Raw genomic sequence first — 16,601 nt, 5'->3', positions numbered from 1 at the left:
TATTTTTATGAAAAGAGGCACACTTATAATGAAACTAACTGAAGAAACTATTTCGAAAGAAACGATATATGATGGCCGTATTATTAAGCTAGAAAAACATCAAGTTACACTTCCAGACGGGCAAACGAGTGAACGCGAAGTCGTATTACATAATGGTGCAGTATCCGTATTAGCAATAACGCCAGAAAATGAAGTATTAGTAGTGGAACAATATAGAAAAGCAATGGAAAAGACATTAATCGAAATTCCTGCTGGTAAATTAGAAATAGGGGAGGAACGTGAATCGGCTGCACTTAGAGAATTAGAAGAAGAAACAGGATACGTTGCAGATAAACTCGAACTCATAGGTGAAGTATATGGATGTCCAGGGTTCTGTAGCGAGAAAGTAAGTATTTATATCGCGAAAGATTTAAAAGAAGGAAAAGTAAATTTAGACGAGGATGAGTTCTTGAATTTAACTAAAATTCCAATTGATCAAATACAGTCCTTATTATCAGAACATAAAATTGAAGATGCAAAAACAATGATAGCCTTCCAATACTTATTATTAAATTATAATCATTCTAAATAAAAAGATATTTTTTCTTGCTTTTTGAGAAGATTATTGGTATTTTAGTATACGAATACATTACTAGTTGATAATGATTATTTTTTAGAAAGAAGGTGTCAAGTTGGAAGAACGTATACAACGTGTGAAAGAACAATTACACAAAGCTTCCTACAAACTAACTCCGCAAAGAGAAGCGACAGTTAGAGTATTACTTGAGAATGAAGCCGATCATTTAAGTGCAGAGGACGTTTACCTAAAAGTTAAAGATAAGGCACCTGAGATTGGTCTCGCAACTGTCTATCGTACGTTAGAACTATTAGCAGAATTAAAAGTAGTCGACAAAATTAACTTTGGCGATGGTGTTGCTAGATTCGATTTAAGAAAAGAAGGGGCAAAACATTTTCACCACCATATGGTATGCATGGAATGTGGCGCAGTTGATGAAATCGAAGAAGATTTATTAGAAGACGTAGAACGTCGTGTTGAAAAAGAATTTAACTTTAAAATTTTAGACCATCGATTAACTTTTCATGGTATTTGTCATAGATGTCACGAAGAATAAATCTATACTGGACGTTACTAAATGAAGTTTTATACTGATTTTAGTGATGTCTTTTTTTATGGTAAAATAATGACAACAATGAGGTGAATTCATGGAACAAATCATAAATGAGTTTATAGATTTTATAAGATTAGAAAAAGGTTTGAGTCAAAATACAATCCAATCGTACCAAAGAGATTTAAAGCAATATAACCAATACATAACTGAACATAAAATTAGTCATATAGACAACATTGATCGTATTGTGATACAAAAATATTTTGCACATCTTAAACAAGAAGGTAAATCAGCTAAGACAATTGCGAGACTGGCAGCGACGATTAGAAGCTTTCATCAATTTGCAATTAGAGAGAAATACGCCGTTAAAGATCCAACAATATTGATTGAAACACCTAAATACGAACAGAAACTTCCAGATGTATTGAGTGAAGATGAAGTGAACCAACTCTTAACATTTACACATATTACAAATCCTAGAGATGAACGAGACCGAACGATGCTTGAACTTTTATATGGCACGGGCGTTCGTGTAAGTGAATTGATTCAATTAAATGTAGAAGACGTCAATTTGACGATGGGATTTATTAGAGTGTTTGGTAAAGGAAATAAAGAACGCATCGTACCACTTGGTGAACATTTAATGGGCATATTAAGAAACTACATCCAAGAAGTTCGACCAAATTTATTGAAGAAACAGGTTACAGATATATTATTCTTAAATGCACGTGGTACAGCTTTAACGCGTCAAGGATTTTGGAAAATATTAAAAAAAATCGGCTTAGAAAAAGGGATAACGAAAACTTTAACACCTCATACTTTAAGGCATTCTTTTGCGACGCATTTGCTTGAAAATGGTGCAGACTTGAGGGCAGTGCAAGAAATGCTCGGACATTCCGACATTTCTACAACACAACTTTACACACACATCTCTAAAAAACAAATACGTGAGATGTATTTAACGTATCACCCTAGAGCCAAGAAGGAGAAGAAAAATGAAGAACAATAAACAACAACAAAATGAATCAAAAAAATATGTCACTTTAGCAATTTTATTAACATTTGCTGTCGCTTGGGGTCTCATTTATTGGTTATTTATTGTCTAGCGTGACGTTGTTTATATGCTGAAATACGACTTTCTATCACTTCAGTACGATCCCTTAGTAGATGATGATGTTTAATATAATCTGATACATCTGTATTATAGTTAAATTCAAAGTCATCAAAAGAACTTTCTAAAGCACGATAGCTTGCATCTGTTAAAGGGAGTTGAATATTTTCATATGGATGACCTTGCTCAATGCGCATGATTTGTGAACGAATTAAAGATTGAAACGATGCTTTTTCAATACCTAAATGGCTAAAGTCATCATTTAATTCAGCAATTTGTAATGCTTTTTTATAAGTTTTTAGAGCGCCTTTCGTATTATCACGTCTATAGTGGTAACACGCTGTAGAGAACAATATTAAACTTACAATTGCATCATGCTTACTAAATTGAGTTTGATCTTTCCAATGATCTTCTAATATATCGTGACATTCAAAATAATGTCTTAAGACATGGAAATGATAGTGAAATGACATTATTTGTGTTTCCATTTAAAATCCCTCTCAGCATAGAATATTTATACGTAATCATGGTATAATAATTTTTAGATTTATGCACGTAAAAGGAATAGAAATGAGGAAGTTTTAAATGTATGAAGTAAAACTTGATGCCTTTGAAGGACCTTTGGATTTATTACTTCATTTAATACAAAAATACGAAATAGATATTTATGATATTCCAATGAAGGAACTAACCGAGCAATACTTAAGTTATATACATCAAATGAAAATATTAGAAATAAATGTAGCGAGTGAATATTTAGTGATGGCATCAGAGTTATTGATGATCAAAAGCAAATTATTACTACCTACACAACCATCAGATATTGATGAATTTGAAGATGATCCAAGGGACGATTTAGTTAGACAATTAATCGAATACCAAAATTATAAAGAATATGCTGAATTATTAAATCATAAAAAACAAGACAGAGAACAAATATTCATCAAAAAGCCAGCAGATTTATCCAAATTTGAAGCCGTTCATGACAAACGTGCACCTTTAGATTTAGATTTGACGGATTTAATTATTGCATACCAACGTACTAAACGTAGACAGAGATTTAATAAACCACAGAATGTCACAGTTAACGAAGATAGTTATACGATTGAAATGGCAACTGCTTCAATACAAGCACAACTTGCCCAACATAAGAGTTATAAATTTTTCGAGACATTGCCATCTGATTTATCTACAAATGTATTGGTAACGTTGTTCTTGGCAATATTGGAAATGATGAAATTAAGACAAATTGATGTATTCCAACAATATCAATTTGGAGAAATAACTATAAATCGAGGCGTGAATTATGTCAGTGAGTAAATTAGGATTATTAGAAGGATTATTATATTCATTAGGTGATGAAGGCATTGAAGTTAATCAGTTATGTGAGTTATTAGAATTAACGCCATCACAATTAAAAGATTTAGCAAATGAATATGATCGCGAAACATTACAAATCATTTTTTACGGTAATAAATGCATTCTTACAGCAAAGCCAATTATGCATCAATATCTTGAAAAATTAATGATAGATAATATGAATACAAAATTATCACAAGCTGCGTTAGAAACATTATCTATTATTGCATATAATCAACCTGTTACGAGAAGTGATATAGAAGTGATTCGTGGTGTAAATTCAGACGCTTCTGTTAAGACTTTAATTGCGAAAGGTGTCGTTGAATCAAAACATAACGATCAATCTAGAAGTCAATTATTGTATACGACAGATTACTTTCTAAATGTATTTGGACTGACTTCTTTAGACGAATTACCGAAATCAACAAATGAAGAAAATGAACAAGAAGAAATGGATTTGTTTTTTAGTAGCATGAACGAAAAACAAAACAATGAGGAGCAATCATAATGAGCGAAGAATTAGAGAGATTACAAAAAGTTATTGCAAAAAGTGGCTATACGTCACGTAGAAAAGCGGAAAAATTAATCGAAGAAGGGCTTGTATACGTTAATCATAAACAAGTAACAGAACTTGGCACTAAAGTGAAAGATTCTGATTATATCGAAGTAGAAGGTATTCCATTAGAAATGCCAGATAAACTATATATTTTATTCCATAAACCAACAAAAGTAATTACAAGTGTATCTGATGATAAAGGAAGAGCAGTTGTAACGGATTATTTTAAAGATATTAAGACGAGAATTTTCCCAGTTGGTAGATTAGATTATGATACATCAGGTTTATTAATTTTAACGAATGATGGTGAGTTTACAAACTTAATGACGCATCCTCGTTATAAAATTCAAAAGAAATATGTAGCAAAATTAAAAGGCTATTTACTAAGAGAAGAAGTTAAACAATTAGAAAAAGGTATACAGCTAGAAGATGGATTGACACAACCTGCAATTGTAAAAGTAAAAAGTCAAGACAGAGAGCGTAATGTAACACATGTAGAAATTACGATTACGGAAGGTAGAAATAGACAGGTTAGAAGAATGTTTAGTCATTTTGGACATGAAGTTGTTAAACTTACGAGAGTAGAATATGGTCCACTTAATTTAAAAGGCTTAAATGCTGGACAAGGCAGAACGTTATCACCCCATGAAATCAAAGTTTTAAGACATTTAGCACAAGATGGTAAATAATCTGTAAACGTTCACAATAATGCCACTAATCTGCTTTTTAGTCATGATATACTAGACAAAACACCATAACATTGCATATGTATGGTTTTTTTATTGTGTTAGGGAGGATTTTAAATGAAGAAAAAACAGAAGACTGTACTCCAAATTGTTATAACTGCAGTGATCTTAATTGCAATTGTATTTACAGTATGGTCCAGTCTTACGAAAGATAAGGATAAAGTAGCGCAAGTTGGAGATGATGCGCCACTTTTTGAACTCCAAACAGTTGATGGGAAAAAGGTTAATTTAAAAGATTTACGTGGGAAAGGTGTTTTAATTAACTTTTGGGGGACTTGGTGTGAACCATGTAAACGCGAAATGCCTGAGTTAGAAAGACAATATCAAAACTACAAAGACAAAGGTGTTGAAGTCGTTGCGATACATGTCAGAAATAATCCTCAACAAATCAAACAATATTTAAGTTCATTAAAAGAAACACCAACATTCACAGTTGCAATGGATAACGATAATTTAGTAACAGATGCATACGGTATCAATCCATTACCAACTACGATAACGGTTGATAAAGATGGTAAAATAAAAACAAAGCATACTGGTGAACTTTCTAAAAAGCAAATCATAGAAGAAATGGAAAAGGTCAAAGTGAAATAGAGGGGGATTTAAAGTGAGCAACAAGCAAATTGTTTGTGAGTGCGGGCATAAGAACCCAGAAGGAACTCAATTATGCTTAAACTGTGGTCGCTTAATAAATGACGACTATGATAAGAAAAAGACAACCGACGTTATGCGTTACGATGGGCAAGCGATACGTTCGAAAACAAAAAATAGAACAATATTAGATCGCATTTGGAATTTCTTCGCTTCAATCAAAACAGGTGTTACTTTACTCGTATTAACGGTTATTGCAGCTTCAATTGGAACAATATTCCCACAAGAATATTTCATTCCAATGAATGTGAATCCAGAACAATATTATTATGAACATTATGGTTCTCTCGGTTTACTATATTATAAACTTGGATTCCACAATTTATATAGTTCATGGTGGTTCTTAATTCTGTTAGGTTTAGTAGCGTTCTCTATTATTACATCAAGTATTGATAGAGGGATACCTTTACATAAATCTTTGAAAAATCAAAGAACGAAAAAGCACAGTTCATTTTATAAACGTCAAAGATTAAACTTACATTCAGAAGATCAAGTTAATCTTGATGAATTAAGTCAATCTTTTAAAGAAAAAAGATATAAAGTTAAACAAGATGGGAATCATATCTTACTTGAAAAAGGACGTTTATCAAGATACGGTCCTTATATCAACCATACTGGTTTAATCATTTTATTATTTGGGGCAATGTTAAGATTCTTACCAGGCTTTTACTTAGATGATATGGTCTATGTGAAAGAAGGAGAAACGAAACCAGTACCAGGTACAGATAGAGGCTATTATATAAAAAACAACGACTTTATATATGAAGAATATGATCAAAAATCTCAATCCAATACAAACCCTGAATCAATTGACCCAAGTTTAAACAAAATTGCTAAGAACTATGAAACAAAAGCTACTTTATATAAAAACAGTCAAGAAGAAGTAATTGGTTCAGATGCTAATCTAAAAGAAGTCGCTTCAGGTTCAATTAAAGTCAATCATCCATTGAAATATGATCACTTACAATTTTACCAAAGTAGCTTTGATAACTCGTTGTTAAAAGATATGACATTTAACTTAAAAACAAAAGACGGTAAAGCACTCGGGAAACCATTTACAGTCAATTTGGAAAGTCCTAAAAAGACTTATAAAATTACAGATGATTTAACAGTTAAGTTAAGAAGTTATGCACCAGATTACGAAAAAATAGAAAATGGTGTACTTGCAACTAAATCACCAAATCCAAATAATCCAGCTTTTGTGTTTGAAGTAACTGATAAAGGCAAACAATCAGAATTTAGTTTCTTAAGAATTAAAGAATCACAAGATATATCTAAAGATAATAAATACGATGTGAAATTTGCCAATGCAACAAATCAATGGGCAACAGTGTTGGCAGTGAAGAAAGATTTAACACTTCCAATATTATTTACAGGTTTCGTTATTTTCTTATTAGGTTTAGCAGTCGGATCATATATTAACCATAGACGTATTTGGATTAATACAGATAACGGTGAGTTTAATATCGCTGCACATACAAATAAGAATTATTATGGTTTCTCAAAAGAGATTAACCAAGTCTTAGATAAACATCACATTTCACATATTGAAGATACTAAACAAGACATTCACGAAAGTAAGGAGGCAAACAATGGATAAAGATATGTTTTTAAATATTAGTAATATCAGTTTATATTCTGCTTTTATTTTGTACTTAGTTGCGATTGTCCCATATTCATTCTCAATCCGTTCACCTAAGAAAAGAGCAGAAAAAGTAGGGGTGACATTAACTGTCATCGGCTTTGTATTACAAATTCTATACTTTATTACAAGATGGATTGCAGCGGGACATGCACCGGTAAGTAATATGTATGAATTCTTAACGATGTTTGGCATTATGATGGTAGGTGGCTTCCTTGTTATTTACTCTATTTATAAGACACCTATTTTAGCGCTATTCGTATTACCAATTGCGATGTTGTTAATTGCATATGCAAGTATGTTCTCTAGAGATGTTTCGCCATTAATTCCTGCGTTACAATCTAGTTGGTTAGCAATTCACGTTATAACAGTAACAATCTCATATGGTATTTTATCAATCAGCTGTATAGCAGGATTAATTTATTTATTCGCAGCTGTTAGTCCAGAAGAAAAATCGATACATAGTTTCTTTGTAGAAGTCATTATGTATTTCATAGTTATTGTCATTGGATTTATATTAACAACGATCATTATGAAAGATATCGTTGGTTACGATGACACTTATTTCTTTATCGATAAAAACGATAATAACTCTGTTCAACATTATCATCTTCCAGCATTTGTGACACAACAAGATAGTTTACTTGTAGATCATGTTTCTGGTAGCGATTATGAACCAAAAGAAAGAACTGATATCTTAAAATGGAGCAAGATTGAATTACCTGCTGTTATCAATGCTCAAAAACTAAACACAGTCGTTTGGTCAATTGTAGTTGGTACAGTCTTATATGGTATACTAAGATTGATTTTGAAAGGCAAGACTTTATTTAGTCTTATCAAACCACTTACGAAAAAAGTCAATCTATCCTTGATGGATGAAATAGGATATCGTTCAGTAATCATTGGTTTCCCATTATTTGCACTTGGCGGTATATTATTCGCGAGTATCTGGGCACAAATGGCTTGGAGTAGATATTGGGGCTGGGATCCTAAAGAAGTTTGGGCGCTTATAACATTCTTATATTATGCGATATTCTTACATTTAAGATTAGGTAAAGGTTGGGAAGGCAGAAAATCAGCATGGTTAGCTGTTGGTGGCCTTGCAATCATTCTATTTAATGTTATTGCCGTTAACTTAATAGTAGCTGGTTTACATTCTTATGCTTAAAAAATGCTAGAAGGGAGTCAACGAAGCATGACAGATCGTATTTTAGTAGTAGATGATGAAGATAGAATTCGAAAATTAGTTAAAATGTATCTCGAAAGAGAAGGTTATGAAACTGATGAAGCGGATAATGGCCAAGATGCCTTAGATAAAGCTTTAAACGAAGATTATGACTGCATATTGTTAGACTTAATGTTACCTGAAATAGATGGAATCGAAGTATGTAAGAGAGTAAGAGAAACAAAATCAACACCTATTATTATGTTAACAGCTAAAGGTGAAGAAAATAATCGCGTTGAAGGATTTGAAATTGGGGCAGATGATTATATCGTCAAACCATTTTCGCCTAGAGAAGTTGTCTTACGCGTAAAAGCATTACTAAGACGTACTACGAATCATTCAATGGTTAATCAAACGAATACAGCTAAAGATTTAATTGTATTTGAAAACTTAGTCATTGATAATGACGCACATCGCGTATTAGCAGATCAAAAAGAAGTAAATTTAACACCTAAAGAGTATGAATTATTATTATATTTAGCAAAATCACCTGATAAAGTATTTGATAGAGAACAACTGTTGAAAGAAGTTTGGCACTATGAATTTTATGGTGATTTAAGAACAGTTGATACGCACGTTAAAAGATTGCGTGAAAAGTTAAATAGAGTTTCTGAAGATGCTGCACAAATGATTCATACTGTATGGGGCGTCGGTTATAAATTTGAGGTTCCTGAATAATGAATCGATTAAATAGTGTTGTTGTAAAACTGTGGTTATCTATTATTTTAATAGTAACGACAGTTTTACTTTTATTAAGCGGATTTCTTATAACTTTTTTACAATCTAATAATACATCTACTACAGGTGAAAATTTATATAATAATGCAAGTAAAATAGAACGATTATTACTGAGTTCACACGAAAAAGAGTCAGCAATCGATTATGCAAGAGCACTTGTTGAAGATCCTGCTGGACTCATTATCGTTAAAAATAGTGAGGATTTGACAGCAAGATCTGAAGACCCGTTAAAAGAAGTCATGCTTAATGAGATCAGAACTAATCATGCATTCGATAAAGTCTTTAATGAAGATAAGCACGTATTAAAAGAAATCAATTTAACTTATAACGGTGAGAAACATCAATATATTTTATTAGGCTATCCTTCACAAGCTTTTCCTGAAGACGATGCAGGTATCTTTTTATTCCAAGATATCAACTCCATTAAAGAAGCTCAAAATGTTGTTACATTGAGTATACTTGTTTCAGCCATTATATTATTAATCGTGAGTACGATCTTTGCCTTCTTCCTTTCAAACAGAATTACGAAACCTTTAATTCAATTGAAACATGCAGCCTTTAAAGTTGCTAAAGGTCATTATACTGAAAAAGTACCGATTTATACGCGTGATGAAATTGGCGAACTCGGTTTAGCATTTAATAAAATGAGTAAAGATATCCGTACAAACATAGATGATGTTAAATCGAAAAATAATATACAAGAAAAACTTATTAATTCAATGATCGATGGTGTGCTAGGTATTAATGACAAGAATGAAATCATTATTTCTAACTCCAAAGCAGATACATTCTTAAAAGAAGTAAGAGAATTTGATCATGTTGATATATCTACACAAAGAAACGACACATTTAAAGAAAAGAATACGCAGTTTTTCGAATACGAATTGGGACATAAATATTATGTCGTTATATCAACGTATATCGATAGCATTCAAAATGATGGTTCATCAGGTATTGTTGTAATCATTCGTGATATGACCGATGAACACCATATGGACCAAATGAAAAAAGACTTTATCGCAAGTGTTTCACACGAATTAAGAACACCAATTTCTATGTTACAAGGTTATACTGAAGCAATTGTTGACGGTATTGTAACTGAGAAGAAAGACGTTGATGATTTCTTATATATTATTTTAGATGAGTCAAAGAGATTAAGTAGATTAATTAATGAATTATTAGAAGTTGCCAAAATGGACGCTGAAGGCATTAAAGTTCATTTAGATGACTTTAACATTTCTACATTAATGAACAAAATTGATACTAAATTCTTACCACAAGCGAGAGAAAATGGATTGAATTTATCCGTTAAACATATTGGGAGTCTTACGAATTGGTATGGTGATAGTGATCGAGTTGAGCAAATTTTAACGAATTTAATCGATAACGCGATAAGATACACACATCAAAATGATACTATTAATGTTGTCTTTGATGATACAAATGAAGAAGACTTTGTTATAACAGTTCAAGATAGTGGCGTAGGTATCGCTAAGGAACATTTAGATCAAATATTTGATCGTTTCTATAAAGTTGACGCTTCTCGCACAAGAGGTAAACACGGAACAGGACTTGGTCTCTTTATCGTTCAAAAAATTATAGATGCACATCATGGTACGATTAAAGTTGATAGTAAAGAGGGTGAAGGCACTCAATTTACAATAACTTTACCAAAAGTTTAAATTGTTGAGTTATTTAGATGAAAATACCTGACCAATGTGCTAATATATATTTTGTAATTAAAACTAAATAAAAAAATTCATCTTCGGGGTTTGGTGTAATTCCATACCGGCGGTTAAAGCCCGCGACCCAATATATGTATGTATATTGGCTGACTTAGTGAAATTCTAAGGCCGACAGTTAAAGTCTGGATGGGAGAAGATGGAGGAAAAAATCTAGTCTTGACTAGGTTTATTTTGCGATAATTTTTCCTCCTATTCTTACGAGATGAATAGGAGGAGTTTATATGTCTAACGATAACAAAACAAAACGCTTACTCACTGTAAGTATGCTCATCGCAATCAGCTTTATTTTAATGTTTTTGAAATTTCCATTGCCATTTTTACCACCATATTTAACAATGGATTTCAGTGATATTCCTGTACTTGTCGCAACATTTGCGTTCGGTCCAGTTTCAGGTATATTAGTCGCATTATTTAAAAACGTATTGAATTTCTTAATTGTGTCACACGAACCAATTGGAAATACGGCTAACTTTTTAGCGTCAATATGTCTCGTCATTCCAACTTATTATTTCTATCGCATGAAAAAATCAAAATTATTTATGGGATATGGATTAGCAGTTGGTACAATCTTAATGACAATTCTCATGAGTTTAATGAATTACTTTGTTCTATTACCTTTATACGGACAAATTATGAATCTTGCAGATATTGCAAATAATTTAAAATTAATCGTATCTGCCGGTATTATTCCATTTAATTTAATTAAAGGTATTGTCATTTCTGTCATATACATTTTAATATTTGATAAACTTAAGTCTATTATAAAATAAAGAAAGGCTAGGACCTCACGTCCTAGCCTTTCTCATATATATTATTCGAATTTAAGTGCGTCTCCGTCGAATGATTCATCTGCTATTTTAATTGAATCTGTCGGACAACCTTCGAAAGCATCTCCCATATCTTCTAATAATTCTTCTGGGACAGCTTCGATTCCCTTATTGTCGTCTAGTATTACGTAGGCGATTCCCTCATCATCATAATCGTATATATCAGGGGCAGCTGCTCCACATGCGCCACATGCTATACATGTATCCATATCTACTATTGTGTATTTAGCCAAAATTTTCGCCTCCTTTAAAAAACATGCTACACTTATTATACATACTTATTTTAGTGATAACACTTAGAGATTTCAACATTTTTATGTTATTTGAGGTGACTTATTTGAAACAGATTATACTGAAAACCCTTTCCATGAAGCATGACAACAAAACTGATAAAAGTATTTATAACATTTTAATCGGTAAAAAGACTCATCAAACATATTTTGATGCAACGATTGAACATTTGAAATTGTATTATGGTTGTTTGCCAAATTTAAAATTTGAACAATTCGAACAAATCATTAACGAATCAGTGGAACATATTAATGAACCTATCATAGGCGACTTTTTCTATAGTCAGGCCATTCAATCTGTTAATACAATCTTATTATTAACTCAGATGATAAGTCAAAAAAAGCATAACCATTTAACATATCAACCAATCATCAATGATAAAGAGATACAATTTAAAGCTAAAGAAATTTACGTACACATTAAAGAAGTAGGCGAAGATAAATTTATAGAAGAAATATATCAGCTATTTGAAGATATGAATACATACTTTCAAACAATATATATGCATTATTTATTAGCAGGTTTTCGAGAAACGCCTTATACAATTGAACAAATTTCAATGATTGAAGATATTGGTATAATGGATTTAAGAGAACATTTAGTAGAAGAATATCAATTTATCCAAGTTGCGATACAAAATAAAGAACGTTATCCAATATTATCTCAGATTAAATATCAACCTTTGTTAAACCAACAAACATTCACAACATATGAATTATTAAATCGTACTTATGATATGGATCAACTAGCGAATATTAAACGTGTTAAGACGCATACGATTCATGACCATATTATTGAAATGTATATTAAAGGTTATTTAAAGGATAAGAATTTATACGTTAGTGATGACCAATACGCAAGATTTGTAGAAGTGATTCAACAAACACCTAATCAAAATTTGAAATTTTATTATGAAGCGTTAAATGATTTTACGTATTTCGAAATCAAACTCATGTATGTTTGCTATGCAATGGAGGGATTAAATGCTACAACAAGAACTTAAAAAGTATTTTGGATATGATCATTTTAGAAGTGGGCAAGAGGAAACAGTCCAAAACATATTAGACGGCCATGATGTGTTGAGCATCCTTTCAACCGGCGCTGGAAAAAGTTTATGTTACCAATTGCCAGCATATATAACTGGTGGCAGAGTGCTCATAATTTCTCCACTTATTTCTTTAATGGATGATCAAGTTGTTCAGATGAAATTAAATGGCGAGAAGAATGCTGTTGCAATCCATTCTGCTATTGATCCAAATGAAAGGTCAGATATATTTAGAAATTTATCGAACTATCAATTTATATTTTGTAGCCCAGAATTTATATATGAAGAACATAATTTTAAACGCTTTAAATCTATTGGTTTTAAATATATTGTCTTAGATGAAGCACACTGTTTAAGTGAATGGGGATTTGATTTTAGACCGCATTATGCACTGATTTCAAAAGTCACACAATACTTTAAACAAGCACAAGTTATCGCACTGTCAGCAACATTGACAAATAAAATGATGGAAGATATAGAAGTGATTACAAAGCGCCATTTTAAAATACATAAAGAAGGACTCAATCGTTCAAATATTATGTATCATCATGTTAATTTTGATAGCGAAGAAGAAAAAGATCATTACCTATTAGACACCATAAAAGACTCAGGACCAACTATTATTTATGTGTCATCTAAGAAGAAATGTCATGAATTAGCAGAAATGATTTATAAAGAAGGCTTTTTAACAGGGATTTATCATGGGGATTTAAATTATCAAGAAAGAACAACTGTTCAAACACAGTTTATCAATAACGATATTAAAATCATTGTCGCTACAAGTGCTTTTGGAATGGGTATTAATAAACAAGATGTAAGAACAGTGATTCATTACCATTTACCTACGTCACCTTCTAAATATGTACAAGAAGTTGGCCGAGCAGGACGTGATGGTGAATCCTCTCAAGCAATTAGTTTATTTACTGCAAGTGATATTCATATTTTAAGCCATTTAGCTAATGAACATGGAATTGATATTGATATGCTTAATTTATTCGAACAAGGGTATCAACTAAATGAGGAGATATCTAAAAATATCCAGTATCTTCTTGAATTATATCCACTTAAACAATTAAAAGAGAAAATTCAAGCTGAGCAGAATCAAAAACAATATGCATTTAGTTTTATGAGAAATTATATTCAAATCGATACATGTAGACGTACGTATTTAATGAATTATTTTAATGAACATGTTACACAAGATAATCATTGTTGTGACAATTGTAAGAATGCAAATTTATTAAAATTACCAAATATAAAAGAAGTCAAATTCAAAACTTCTTATAAAAATAGATTAAATGCAATATTTTAATAGGATTGCTTTACTTGATAAGTTCAACAAGGATATAATAAAGTATAATTCAATATATACAAAAAGATAATGATGAGGTGAGTTTATTGTCTAAAGATAATTTTAAAGACGAATTCGAAAAAAGTCGTCAAAAGATAGAACGACCTGAAGACAAGACACAAGAAGTAGAAAACAACAACGAAGAGGTAAACGATAAAAGTCAGCCAAATCGAAAAGAAACAGACAACAAAAAAGAAGAAAAACAACAAAGTAAACAAGAACAACAATATCCACCAAGAGGCGCACTAAGAAGACAACGTAGAAAAGAAGAAGCTAATAAACAGAAAGCAAAAGAAGAACAACATAAACGAGAAACTCCTAAAGCTTCAGAAACACCAAATAACGAAGATAAGTCTTCTAAAAAAGGTGGAGCAATTGGTGCCGGAGCTGCAGGTGCAAGTGCAGTTAACGCCAATAAAAACTCTCAAAATAATAAACCAAAACAAAAAAGATCTTTAACAGACAAACCTGAAACTAAGGATCAACAACCTAAAGGTCAAAATGATCATAAAAAATCTGTAGGTGCTGCCGCTGCTACTGGCGCAGGCGCTAGTGCCGCAAGTAATTCTGCAAATCAGAATAATGCTAAAGATCAAAACAAAAAAGACAAGTCAAAAGGTAAAAAAGGTGCAGCAGCCGCTGCCGGAGCTGGCGCAGTTGGTGCTGGTGTAGCAGCATCTGCTTCATCAAATAAAAACAATAAACAAGAATCGAACAACAAAGATAACAAAGACAACCAATCTAAAAACAAAAAAGGTGCAGCCGCAGCAGCGGGTGCCGGAGCAGTTGGCGCTGGCGCAGCAGGTGCTGCAGGAGGCGGTTCAGCCGGTGGAGGTACACCACCAAGTAATGGTAGCAGTGGACAAAACGGCGATGATGGCAACTCAAATAAATTCAAGAAAGCACTTGTTCCTATAATAGCTGCAATTCTTATACTTGGTGCACTTGCCTTATTCTTAGGTATGTACTTAAATGGCGCAAATAAAGATAACGGTAAAGAAATTGCTGAAAAAACAGAGCAAACAAATAGTGACGCTAAGAAAAAAGCTGATGAACAAGCTGAAAAAGATAGAGCTAAAAAAGAAGACGAAGATAAAGCAAATGACAAAGCTAAAGAATCAAATGAAGACTCTGACAAAAACAGCGACTCAAATAACGCTTCTGAAAATAGCTCAGACGAAAGTAATTCAGATTCAGACTCAAATGCAAATAGCAATGAAGATAGCCAAAGCAACCAAGATCAAAACAGTGACGATAGCGTAAATCAATATAGTGATAGCGCAAGTAATGAAGATGTACAAAATGCAGCTGATGATGCAGCTAACAACCAAACAAATCAAAATACACAAAGTAATCAAAACCAAAATCAGTCTCAAGAATCACATACTGTAACTGGTAAAGAAAACTTATACCGTATTGCGATTCAATATTATGGTAGTGGATCACCAGAAAATGTAGAAAAAATTAGACAAGCAAATGGTATTTCTGGCAATGAAATATCTCAAGGTCAGAATTTAGTAATACCATAGACATAAACAAAAGGGGATGGCTTTATGTATTTAACGAATATTATGATACCAAAGGAAAAATGTTATATCGCGAATCCGAAAGATACAATTCACTCAGCACTTGATAAATTAGAACATCATGGTATTGATGGGTTACCAGTAGTTGCTGATGGAAAGTATATTGGCATGATCACGAGATATAGTATTTTTAGACATTACTTCTTCAAAAAAGAAAATGTCTCAAGGGATGAATTTATTGAAAGTACTAAAATTGAAGAAATCTTAACGTTAGATTTACACTCATTAAATGCAAACCAAGTAGTAGAAGAATCACTACTTAACTTGCAAGACTTTCCAATATTAGCAGTTGTAAATGACGAAAAAGATTTTCTTGGTATCGTAACAAGATATGATGTAATGGAACAATTTAAATCAGCATTCGGCATGAAACAAAAAGGAATCCGTATTGCGATTACTTCTGTGGAAGCTGAAGGCAGAATTAAACGTTTATCAAGTATCATTGCTAAATTCAAACTTAATACAATATCATTTGTAACATTTGATGAAACAGATAAAATGTATCGCAGAATGATCATCAAAGTTGAGAAAACAAACAACTTAGAAAAATTCATTAAGTATTTAGGCAAAAATGGATTCAAAGTACTTGATGTATCAGAAGAATAAATAAAGCAAGAAC

18 protein-coding genes and 1 riboswitch are annotated in these 16,601 nt (G+C 32.0%); of the genes, 16 read left to right on the top strand and 2 right to left on the bottom strand.

Annotated features, from left to right (window positions below; genetic code table 11):
• Positions 1-28 precede the first annotated feature (28 nt).
• The 3 genes from LQ673_RS06215 (at position 29) to xerD (ending at position 2,118) form a co-directional block, all read left to right on the top strand.
• On the top strand, positions 29-571 hold the full coding sequence (locus tag LQ673_RS06215) for an NUDIX hydrolase (protein WP_037588197.1): 543 nt from the start codon (positions 29-31) through the stop codon (positions 569-571).
• Between the two features lie 100 nt (positions 572-671).
• A complete protein-coding gene (fur, locus tag LQ673_RS06210) occupies positions 672-1,112 on the top strand; it encodes a ferric iron uptake transcriptional regulator (protein ID WP_025907044.1) in 441 nt (146 codons plus the stop codon).
• Positions 1,113-1,203: 91 nt separating this feature from the next.
• Positions 1,204-2,118 (top strand): site-specific tyrosine recombinase XerD, encoded by a 915-nt coding sequence (gene xerD / locus LQ673_RS06205; protein WP_159315635.1) that lies wholly within the window; start codon positions 1,204-1,206, stop codon positions 2,116-2,118.
• An 86-nt stretch (positions 2,119-2,204) separates the two neighbouring features.
• On the opposite strand, the gene LQ673_RS06200 is transcribed toward xerD, so the two are convergent.
• Positions 2,205-2,708 (bottom strand): DUF309 domain-containing protein, encoded by a 504-nt coding sequence (locus LQ673_RS06200; protein ID WP_191835595.1) that lies wholly within the window; start codon positions 2,706-2,708, stop codon positions 2,205-2,207.
• Positions 2,709-2,805: 97 nt separating this feature from the next.
• Between LQ673_RS06200 and LQ673_RS06195 the strand changes: the two genes are divergently transcribed.
• The 9 genes from LQ673_RS06195 to LQ673_RS06155 all read left to right on the top strand — a co-directional run bounded on the left by LQ673_RS06195 (position 2,806) and on the right by LQ673_RS06155 (position 11,652).
• Complete coding sequence (locus LQ673_RS06195; RefSeq protein ID WP_191835594.1) at positions 2,806-3,540, top strand: segregation and condensation protein A; 735 nt, start codon at positions 2,806-2,808, stop codon at positions 3,538-3,540.
• Positions 3,527-4,087 carry an SMC-Scp complex subunit ScpB gene (gene scpB / locus LQ673_RS06190; protein ID WP_037588190.1) on the top strand — a complete coding sequence of 187 codons (561 nt, stop codon included), beginning with the start codon at positions 3,527-3,529 and terminating at the stop codon, positions 4,085-4,087. The genes LQ673_RS06195 and scpB overlap by 14 nt, the downstream gene beginning before the upstream one ends.
• Complete coding sequence (locus LQ673_RS06185; protein ID WP_025907054.1) at positions 4,087-4,824, top strand: pseudouridine synthase; 738 nt, start codon at positions 4,087-4,089, stop codon at positions 4,822-4,824. The genes scpB and LQ673_RS06185 overlap by 1 nt, the downstream gene beginning before the upstream one ends.
• A 114-nt stretch (positions 4,825-4,938) precedes the next feature.
• Positions 4,939-5,475, top strand: coding sequence for a thiol-disulfide oxidoreductase ResA (gene resA, locus LQ673_RS06180; protein ID WP_037588184.1), 537 nt, complete (start codon positions 4,939-4,941; stop codon positions 5,473-5,475).
• A 13-nt stretch (positions 5,476-5,488) separates the two neighbouring features.
• Positions 5,489-7,132, top strand: a complete 1,644-nt coding sequence (gene resB, locus LQ673_RS06175; RefSeq protein WP_037588181.1) for a cytochrome c biogenesis protein ResB — start codon at positions 5,489-5,491, stop codon at positions 7,130-7,132.
• Entirely contained in the window at positions 7,125-8,342 is a 1,218-nt protein-coding gene (gene ccsB / locus LQ673_RS06170) for a c-type cytochrome biogenesis protein CcsB (RefSeq protein ID WP_037588178.1), read from the top strand. The genes resB and ccsB overlap by 8 nt, the downstream gene beginning before the upstream one ends.
• Before the next feature lie 27 nt (positions 8,343-8,369).
• A complete protein-coding gene (locus LQ673_RS06165) occupies positions 8,370-9,077 on the top strand; it encodes a response regulator transcription factor (protein WP_025907062.1) in 708 nt (235 codons plus the stop codon).
• Positions 9,077-10,819, top strand: a complete 1,743-nt coding sequence (locus LQ673_RS06160; protein WP_126477483.1) for an ATP-binding protein — start codon at positions 9,077-9,079, stop codon at positions 10,817-10,819. The genes LQ673_RS06165 and LQ673_RS06160 overlap by 1 nt, the downstream gene beginning before the upstream one ends.
• 75 nt (positions 10,820-10,894) lie before the next feature.
• Positions 10,895-11,024, top strand: a riboswitch (FMN riboswitch).
• Between the two features lie 79 nt (positions 11,025-11,103).
• Positions 11,104-11,652, top strand: coding sequence for an ECF transporter S component (locus tag LQ673_RS06155; RefSeq protein WP_025907065.1), 549 nt, complete (start codon positions 11,104-11,106; stop codon positions 11,650-11,652).
• 41 nt (positions 11,653-11,693) lie between these two features.
• Here LQ673_RS06155 and LQ673_RS06150 read toward each other — a convergent pair whose 3' ends face one another.
• On the bottom strand, positions 11,694-11,942 hold the full coding sequence (locus tag LQ673_RS06150) for a ferredoxin (protein ID WP_239705312.1): 249 nt from the start codon (positions 11,940-11,942) through the stop codon (positions 11,694-11,696).
• Positions 11,943-12,046: 104 nt separating this feature from the next.
• On the opposite strand from LQ673_RS06150, the gene LQ673_RS06145 reads away from it, so the two are divergent.
• From LQ673_RS06145 to LQ673_RS06130, 4 genes are all read left to right on the top strand, one after another.
• Entirely contained in the window at positions 12,047-13,003 is a 957-nt protein-coding gene (locus LQ673_RS06145; RefSeq protein WP_126477481.1) for a helix-turn-helix domain-containing protein, read from the top strand.
• On the top strand, positions 12,984-14,357 hold the full coding sequence (locus tag LQ673_RS06140; protein ID WP_126477480.1) for a RecQ family ATP-dependent DNA helicase: 1,374 nt from the start codon (positions 12,984-12,986) through the stop codon (positions 14,355-14,357). The genes LQ673_RS06145 and LQ673_RS06140 overlap by 20 nt, the downstream gene beginning before the upstream one ends.
• A gap of 86 nt (positions 14,358-14,443) precedes the next feature.
• Complete coding sequence (locus LQ673_RS06135) at positions 14,444-15,925, top strand: LysM peptidoglycan-binding domain-containing protein (RefSeq protein WP_185805822.1); 1,482 nt, start codon at positions 14,444-14,446, stop codon at positions 15,923-15,925.
• 24 nt (positions 15,926-15,949) lie between these two features.
• Positions 15,950-16,588, top strand: coding sequence for a CBS domain-containing protein (locus LQ673_RS06130; RefSeq protein ID WP_037588166.1), 639 nt, complete (start codon positions 15,950-15,952; stop codon positions 16,586-16,588).
• The last annotated feature ends 13 nt before the right edge of the window (positions 16,589-16,601 follow it).

It is taken from the genome of Mammaliicoccus sp. O-M54 (assembly GCF_022386035.1).
Classification (GTDB): domain Bacteria; phylum Bacillota; class Bacilli; order Staphylococcales; family Staphylococcaceae; genus Mammaliicoccus; species Mammaliicoccus sciuri_A.
This window is presented reverse-complemented; position numbering and strand designations above follow the sequence as displayed.

Coding starts and splice junctions, on each gene's coding strand:
- LQ673_RS06215 (WP_037588197.1), top strand. CDS start 29: ATGAAACTAACTGAAGAAACTATTTCGAAAGAAACGATATATGATGGC.
- xerD (WP_159315635.1), top strand. CDS start 1,204: ATGGAACAAATCATAAATGAGTTTATAGATTTTATAAGATTAGAAAAA.
- LQ673_RS06200 (WP_191835595.1), bottom strand. CDS start 2,708: ATGGAAACACAAATAATGTCATTTCACTATCATTTCCATGTCTTAAGA.
- LQ673_RS06195 (WP_191835594.1), top strand. CDS start 2,806: ATGTATGAAGTAAAACTTGATGCCTTTGAAGGACCTTTGGATTTATTA.
- scpB (WP_037588190.1), top strand. CDS start 3,527: ATGTCAGTGAGTAAATTAGGATTATTAGAAGGATTATTATATTCATTA.
- LQ673_RS06185 (WP_025907054.1), top strand. CDS start 4,087: ATGAGCGAAGAATTAGAGAGATTACAAAAAGTTATTGCAAAAAGTGGC.
- resA (WP_037588184.1), top strand. CDS start 4,939: ATGAAGAAAAAACAGAAGACTGTACTCCAAATTGTTATAACTGCAGTG.
- ccsB (WP_037588178.1), top strand. CDS start 7,125: ATGGATAAAGATATGTTTTTAAATATTAGTAATATCAGTTTATATTCT.
- LQ673_RS06165 (WP_025907062.1), top strand. CDS start 8,370: ATGACAGATCGTATTTTAGTAGTAGATGATGAAGATAGAATTCGAAAA.
- LQ673_RS06160 (WP_126477483.1), top strand. CDS start 9,077: ATGAATCGATTAAATAGTGTTGTTGTAAAACTGTGGTTATCTATTATT.
- LQ673_RS06155 (WP_025907065.1), top strand. CDS start 11,104: ATGTCTAACGATAACAAAACAAAACGCTTACTCACTGTAAGTATGCTC.
- LQ673_RS06140 (WP_126477480.1), top strand. CDS start 12,984: ATGCTACAACAAGAACTTAAAAAGTATTTTGGATATGATCATTTTAGA.
- LQ673_RS06130 (WP_037588166.1), top strand. CDS start 15,950: ATGTATTTAACGAATATTATGATACCAAAGGAAAAATGTTATATCGCG.